Annotated in this window: 5 protein-coding genes and 2 pseudogenes; 3 read left to right on the forward strand and 4 right to left on the reverse strand. The window is 64.3% G+C overall.

Going from position 1 to position 5,870, the window contains the following annotated elements; genetic code table 11:
- Positions 1-637, forward strand: a pseudogene (locus Q8Q83_RS11365) (hypothetical protein); the annotation flags it as partial.
- Positions 638-784: 147 nt separating this feature from the next.
- Here the strand turns inward: Q8Q83_RS11365 and Q8Q83_RS11370 are convergent.
- Positions 785-1,345: a YbhB/YbcL family Raf kinase inhibitor-like protein gene (locus Q8Q83_RS11370; protein ID WP_305623778.1), complete on the reverse strand. Its 561-nt coding sequence runs from the start codon at positions 1,343-1,345 to the stop codon at positions 785-787.
- A 43-nt stretch (positions 1,346-1,388) separates the two neighbouring features.
- Positions 1,389-2,231 carry an AraC family transcriptional regulator gene (locus Q8Q83_RS11375; RefSeq protein ID WP_305623780.1) on the reverse strand — a complete coding sequence of 281 codons (843 nt, stop codon included), beginning with the start codon at positions 2,229-2,231 and terminating at the stop codon, positions 1,389-1,391.
- Between the two features lie 197 nt (positions 2,232-2,428).
- On the opposite strand from Q8Q83_RS11375, the gene Q8Q83_RS11380 reads away from it, so the two are divergent.
- The gene (locus Q8Q83_RS11380) at positions 2,429-2,650 is read left to right on the forward strand and encodes a hypothetical protein (protein WP_305623782.1); all 222 of its coding nucleotides are present in this window, start codon (positions 2,429-2,431) and stop codon (positions 2,648-2,650) included.
- A gap of 55 nt (positions 2,651-2,705) precedes the next feature.
- Here the strand turns inward: Q8Q83_RS11380 and metK are convergent, their stop codons facing one another.
- Both metK and Q8Q83_RS11390 read right to left on the reverse strand, forming a co-directional pair.
- Positions 2,706-3,896: a methionine adenosyltransferase gene (gene metK, locus Q8Q83_RS11385; RefSeq protein WP_305623784.1), complete on the reverse strand. Its 1,191-nt coding sequence runs from the start codon at positions 3,894-3,896 to the stop codon at positions 2,706-2,708.
- Between the two features lie 15 nt (positions 3,897-3,911).
- Positions 3,912-4,925, reverse strand: coding sequence for an ArsR/SmtB family transcription factor (locus tag Q8Q83_RS11390; protein WP_371132400.1), 1,014 nt, complete (start codon positions 4,923-4,925; stop codon positions 3,912-3,914).
- A gap of 197 nt (positions 4,926-5,122) precedes the next feature.
- On the opposite strand from Q8Q83_RS11390, the pseudogene Q8Q83_RS11395 reads away from it, so the two are divergent.
- A pseudogene (locus Q8Q83_RS11395) lies at positions 5,123-5,870 on the forward strand (transketolase); the annotation flags it as partial.

Genomic DNA, 5,870 nt, shown 5'->3' on the forward strand with positions numbered 1-5,870 from the left:
GAATACCCTGGTGCTGGACGCCACGCAGGCGTTGGAAGAGGCGCTGCTGCCGATTAGAATCCCCATCGACAAGGGCTTGCTCGGTTACCGGGTCTTCCTTATCCAGGCCGAGGACCAGCCGCGTTTTGCCGCCGTACAGTCGCTCGAGCAGCTGCGTCAGTTCAGCTTCGGTCAGCAGCGTGACTGGTCCGATGTGGCTATCTACAAGGCGGCCGGCTTGCCGGTGGTGACGGGCAGCAGCTATGAAGGGCTGTTTCGCATGCTGATGGCGCGGCGTTTCGATGCCTTTGGCCGCGGCGTGACCGAAGTGAGCGGGGAGCTCGCGCATTGGCGCGCGAAATACCCGCAGATGGCCATAGAGAACGAGCTGCTGCTCTATTACCCGTTGCCGGTGTACTTCTGGTTTCCGCGCACCCCAGAAGGCAGCCGCCATGTGCAGCGAGTCGAGGAGGGGATGCTCGCGCTGATCGCCGATGGCACGCTGGATCGCCTGTTCGTCGAAGAATATGGCGCCACCATCGAGAGCCTAGGTCTGCGTGAACGGCGCATGTTGCGGATTGCCAATCCCGCTCTGCCGCCAGGGCAGCCCTTCGACAATAAGGCCTATTGGTTCGACCCGGGCATCGAGGGCTTCTGAGTGGCTGCCTCCACTGCTCGATCGAGCAAGCAGAAAACCGCCAGGGTGGTTTTCTGCTCCGGGCTGCCTTGCGGCCGAGCCCTGGGTTGCACCCAGGCCAATAGCCGCTCGCCTGCTGCGCCGGCTGGCCTCCTCGGCGAGCTGGGCTCAGTCGCGCGCGGGGCGGCTGTAGGTCGCCGTCAGCGTGGCCGTGCCGAGGCTGTTGGCGTTGAGCATATAGCCCACCAGGGCGGGCATGGCCGTGGCATCCAGATCGAGTTTTTCCACGCTCAGCGCATGCACGGTGAAAATGTAGCGATGCGGTTTATCGCCTGGTGGCGGACAGGCCCCGCCGAAGCCCGGGGCGCCGTAATCGGTCAGGCTTTGCACGCTGCCGGCCGGCAGCTCGGGACCCTTCGCCTGGCCCGCGGCGGCAGCTAGGGCGGTGGTGGACTCCGGTAGATTGAACAGCAGCCAATGCCACCAACCGCTGCCGGTCGGCGCATCCGGGTCGTAGAGGGTGACGGCGAAACTGCGGGTGCCGGCGGGGGCGTCCCGCCAGTTCAAGGCGGGTGCGCGGTTTGCTCCGTTGCAGCCGAAGCCGGAAAATTCCTCGGTTTTGCTCAGGGGCTGGCCGTTCTGAATAGTCGGGCTGCTGAGTTCGAAGGCCTGACTGAGGCTGCAGCTCAGCAGGCTGGCGCAGCACAGGGCGAGGGGAGATAGACGCATGACGAGGCTCCTTGGGGTGGGCCTCGAGTATTGGTCAAGCGTCTCAGGCCGGCGCGCCCGTTTCGCGCAATCTATCGCCCGCGTTGCTCATCTGACGCAGCGCGCTCGGCGCACAGCCGAACTGGCGCTGGAAGGCCGCGGCAAAACGCGAGGGCGACTGGTAACCGCAGGCGGCTGCGACTTCGCCCAGGGGCTGCAGGCTGCAGCTGATCAGGCCCAGTGCCTGCTCCATCCGCGCATCCTGCAGCAAGCGGCGGAACGACAAGCTTTCGGCGGCCAGTTTGCGCCGCAGGGTCGCCCCGCTCATGGCCAGCTGCGCGGCGATTTCTTCGGCCTGCCAATCGCGGCTGAGGTCGCCGCGCAGCAGTTGCAGCACGCGCTCGGTGTTGTGTCGATGGTCCCGGGCCAGCAGCGCGCCGCCTCGACCCGTGGCGGCCAGGGCGAGCATCAGCCCCTGCCAGGCGTGCTCGGCCTGGGCGGCTTGCAGGCTGCCTTGCGCGGCGCTGGGCAGCAGGGCGAGCAGGTTGGCGAAGGCTTCGCGGGCCTCTGGCGTCGGTGCGAAAGCATCGGCGCTGGGGCGCAGCGGCACGCCTGCCAGTTGTGCGGCGTACAGCTCATGCAGGCGTTGTTGCCAGCCGTCCAGCTCGCCAAGCGCCCAGGCATGGTAATGGCCGCTGTGCGGGTCCGGCTGGTTGATCATCTCGACCCGCTGCCGCCCCGGCAGCACCAACCAATCGCCCGCGGGGGCCGTGAGTACTCGCTCGCCCAGGCGAATCCGCTTGCTGCCTTCGGTCACCACTATCAGCAGGGGCGAGAGAATCGGCGTGCGGCTTAGGCGCAGGGTCTGGTAGCTATGGAAGGCCAGCAGGGGCAAAGGGCTGCTCATGTCGAGTCCTGAGTCACGGGTGGGGCGGGGCGGCAGACTAGCAATAAAAACCGCTGTAGCGGGTTTTCTGCATTTGAGCATTAGCAGGTGTCTTAGCTTGGGTTGATTGTTTTTGCTGGGGTTACAGTACGGGTAACTGCATGGCACTATGCCGCGTCGATCAATGTGGCCTGTATTTCAGACAAGGATTGTTACGCATGAACACTGCTGGATTTCTTATCGCGCTGGCTGGATTTATCTGGTCGGTCTCCCGAGGTATACAGGTTTCGATGCTTTGCGTTGTCTTGAATTTTATCTTTCCACCGATTTCCCAGTTGATCTACTCGACCTATGAGCCGGCTATCCGCCCACCATTGTTTGTTTTAGCTATAGGGTTGGGGCTGATGTATGTCGGTGGCGGTTTGCAGATCGGCAGCTAATTCTGACGAAAACAAAAAGCCCCGCACTTGCGGGGCTTTTTGCATTTGAGCCGCCCTAGAGACCGGCAGCGGCGCGCAGGTCGGCGACCTTGTCGGTTTTTTCCCAGGTGAAGGCGGTGAAGGTGTCGTCGCCTACCGTCATTTCCACCGGGGTGCGGCCGAAGTGGCCGTAGGAGGCGGTCGGCTGGTACATGGGGTGCAGCAGGTCGAGCATCTTGGTGATGGCGTAGGGGCGCAGGTCGAAGACTTCGCGCACCAGCTTGATGATGCTGTCTTCGCTGACCCTGTTGGTGCCGAAGGTGTTGATCGAGATCGAGGTCGGCTGGGCCACGCCGATGGCGTAGGACACCTGGATTTCGCAGCGTTCGGCCAGGCCGGCGGCGACTATGTTCTTCGCCACGTAACGACCGGCGTAGGCGGCCGAACGGTCGACCTTGGATGGGTCCTTGCCGGAGAAGGCGCCGCCGCCGTGGCGGGCCATGCCGCCGTAGGAGTCGACTATGATCTTGCGCCCGGTCAGGCCGCAGTCGCCCACCGGGCCACCGATGATGAACTGGCCGGTCGGGTTGATATGGAACTGGGTGTCCTTGTGCAGCAGCTCGGCCGGCAGCACGTGCTTGACGATCAGCTCCATCACACCTTCGCGCAGGTCTTCGTATTTCACCTCCGGGTTGTGCTGGGTGGACAGCACCACGGCGTCGATGCCCACCACCTTGCCGTGCTCATAGCGGCAAGTGACCTGGCTCTTGGCATCCGGGCGCAGCCACGGCAGCAGGCCGGACTTGCGCGCCTCGGCCTGGCGCTCGACCAGGCGGTGGCTGAAGACAATCGGGGCCGGCATCAGTACGTCGGTTTCGTTGCTGGCATAGCCGAACATCAGGCCCTGGTCGCCCGCACCCTGGTCTTCCGGCTTGGCGCGGTCGACACCCTGGTTGATGTCCGGGGACTGCTTGCCAATGATGTTGATGATGCCGCAGGTGTGGCCGTCATAGCCGACATCCGAGGAGGTGTAGCCGATGTCGACTATGACCTTGCGCACCAGCTCTTCCAGGTCGACCCAGGCGCTGGTGGTGACTTCGCCGGCGACAATGGCCACACCGGTCTTGACCAGGGTTTCGCAGGCCACGCGGGCTTGTTTGTCCTGGGCGATGATGGCGTCCAGCACCGCATCGGAAATCTGGTCGGCGATCTTGTCCGGATGGCCTTCGGACACGGACTCGGAGGTAAACAGGGCGTATTCGCTCATCGATCGATTTTCCTATTAATTAGCGGTGACTGGGGCCCGCAGGCCGGTGTTGTCGTGGGGCTTGGCAAAATGCCGCAGCTGAATCTGGAAGCCATTGCGCAGGCCGATATACAGGCTTTCGCTGGGCACTAGCCCGGCCGCGCTGGCCCAGCGGGCCAAATCTTCTTGTTCGAAACCTAGCCAGAGATCGCCGCAGGTCTGCCGGGCCCAGCTCTGGTTATGGCTGCACAGCTCGGTGACCAGCAGGCTGCCGCCGGGTTGGACGCGCAGGGCCAGCTGTTTCAGCGCCTCGGCCGGGGCGGCGAAATGGTGCAGGACCATATTCAGCACCAGGCAGTCGGCGGCGGGGTAATCGTCATTCAGCGCGTCGGCCAGCTGCAGCGCCACGTTGCCCAGGCCGTCCTGCTCGCAGCGTTGGCGCGCCAGTTCGAGCATGGCCGGGCTGTTATCCAGGGCCGTGACCCGGGCGAAGCGCCGCGCCAGTTCGGGCAGAAAGCCGCCATCGCCGGGGCCGATTTCCAGGGCCGTTGCCGTGGCGGCGAAGCCCAGGGAGTCGAGCAGGCTGAGCAGGCTGTCGCGGTATTGCGGCAGGCCGGCGATCAAGTCCTGCTGGGCCTGGAAGCTGGCCGCGCTGCGGGCGAAAAACTCCTGGCTGGCCGCCGCCCGCTGGCTGTGCACCTCGGCGATGCGCCCCTGCACCGCGGCGGGCAGCGGCAGGCTATCCACTTCCTCGAGCAGGGCCGCATGCAGGGCGCCGCCCAGCTGTTCGCTCTGCGCCAGGGCGCGGCGGTAGAAGATCGCATTGCCTTCGCGGCGGGTGGCCACCAGGCCAGCCTGGGCCAACACCTTCAAGTGGTGGCTGATGCCCGACTGGCCGATGGCGAAGATCTGCGCCAGTTCCAGCACGCCGAAGGAGTCGTTGCAGAGGGCGCGCAGCACGTTCAGGCGCAGCGGATCGCCGCTGGCCTTGCACAGGGCAGCGAGGGCGTCGACCGGCTCGAAGGCTTGAAGGGAGGCGCGCATATTCATAGGCTGGGCAGTCTAGTCGGTCATTTTTCATCCAGCAATACCAATATCAAAAAGTTTTGATATTGGTATTGCTGCTGCTCACGCCAGAAAACCTTGGGCCTGCGACTATCTGTCATTGCCCCGATGGGCCTGGCTGGGCGAAAATGGCCGCCTTTTTCGACCCCCAGTCGCCCAAGCAGCCCGTAGGAGATTCAGTAATGCCCAGCCGTCGTGAGCGTGCCAATGCCATTCGTGCCCTGAGCATGGATGCCGTGCAGAAAGCCAACAGCGGCCACCCCGGTGCGCCTATGGGCATGGCGGATATCGCCGAAGTGCTGTGGCGTGACTACCTCAAGCACAACCCGAGCAACCCGAGCTTCGCCGACCGTGACCGTTTCGTCATGTCCAACGGCCACGGCTCCATGCTGGTGTACTCGCTGCTGCACCTGACCGGTTACGACTTAGGGCTAGAAGACCTCAAGCAATTCCGCCAGCTCGGCTCGCGCACCCCGGGTCACCCGGAATACGGCTATACCCCGGGCGTGGAAACCACCACCGGGCCCCTGGGCCAGGGCCTGGCCAACGCCGTGGGCTTTGCCCTCGCCGAGAAGGTGCTGGGCGCGCAGTTCAACCGCGACGGCCACCCGATAGTCGACCACTTCACCTACGCCTTCCTCGGCGATGGCTGCATGATGGAAGGCATCAGCCATGAAGTCTGCTCCCTGGCCGGCACCCTGGGCCTGGGCAAGCTGATCGCCTTCTACGACGACAACGGCATCTCCATCGACGGCGAAGTCGAAGGCTGGTTTACCGACGACACGCCGAAGCGCTTCGAAGCCTACGGCTGGCAGGTGATCCGCAATGTCGACGGGCATGATGCCGACGAGATCAAGACCGCCATCGACACCGCGCGCAAGAGCGCGCAGCCGACCCTGATCTGCTGCAAGACCACCATCGGCTTCGGCT

Origin of the sequence: Pseudomonas sp. (assembly GCF_030696055.1) — a bacterium.
Taxonomy (GTDB): Bacteria; Pseudomonadota; Gammaproteobacteria; order Pseudomonadales; family Pseudomonadaceae; genus Aquipseudomonas.

Coding starts and splice junctions, on each gene's coding strand:
- Q8Q83_RS11370 (WP_305623778.1), bottom strand. CDS start 1,345: ATGCGTCTATCTCCCCTCGCCCTGTGCTGCGCCAGCCTGCTGAGCTGC.
- Q8Q83_RS11375 (WP_305623780.1), bottom strand. CDS start 2,231: ATGAGCAGCCCTTTGCCCCTGCTGGCCTTCCATAGCTACCAGACCCTG.
- Q8Q83_RS11380 (WP_305623782.1), top strand. CDS start 2,429: ATGAACACTGCTGGATTTCTTATCGCGCTGGCTGGATTTATCTGGTCG.
- metK (WP_305623784.1), bottom strand. CDS start 3,896: ATGAGCGAATACGCCCTGTTTACCTCCGAGTCCGTGTCCGAAGGCCAT.
- Q8Q83_RS11390 (WP_371132400.1), bottom strand. CDS start 4,925: ATGAATATGCGCGCCTCCCTTCAAGCCTTCGAGCCGGTCGACGCCCTC.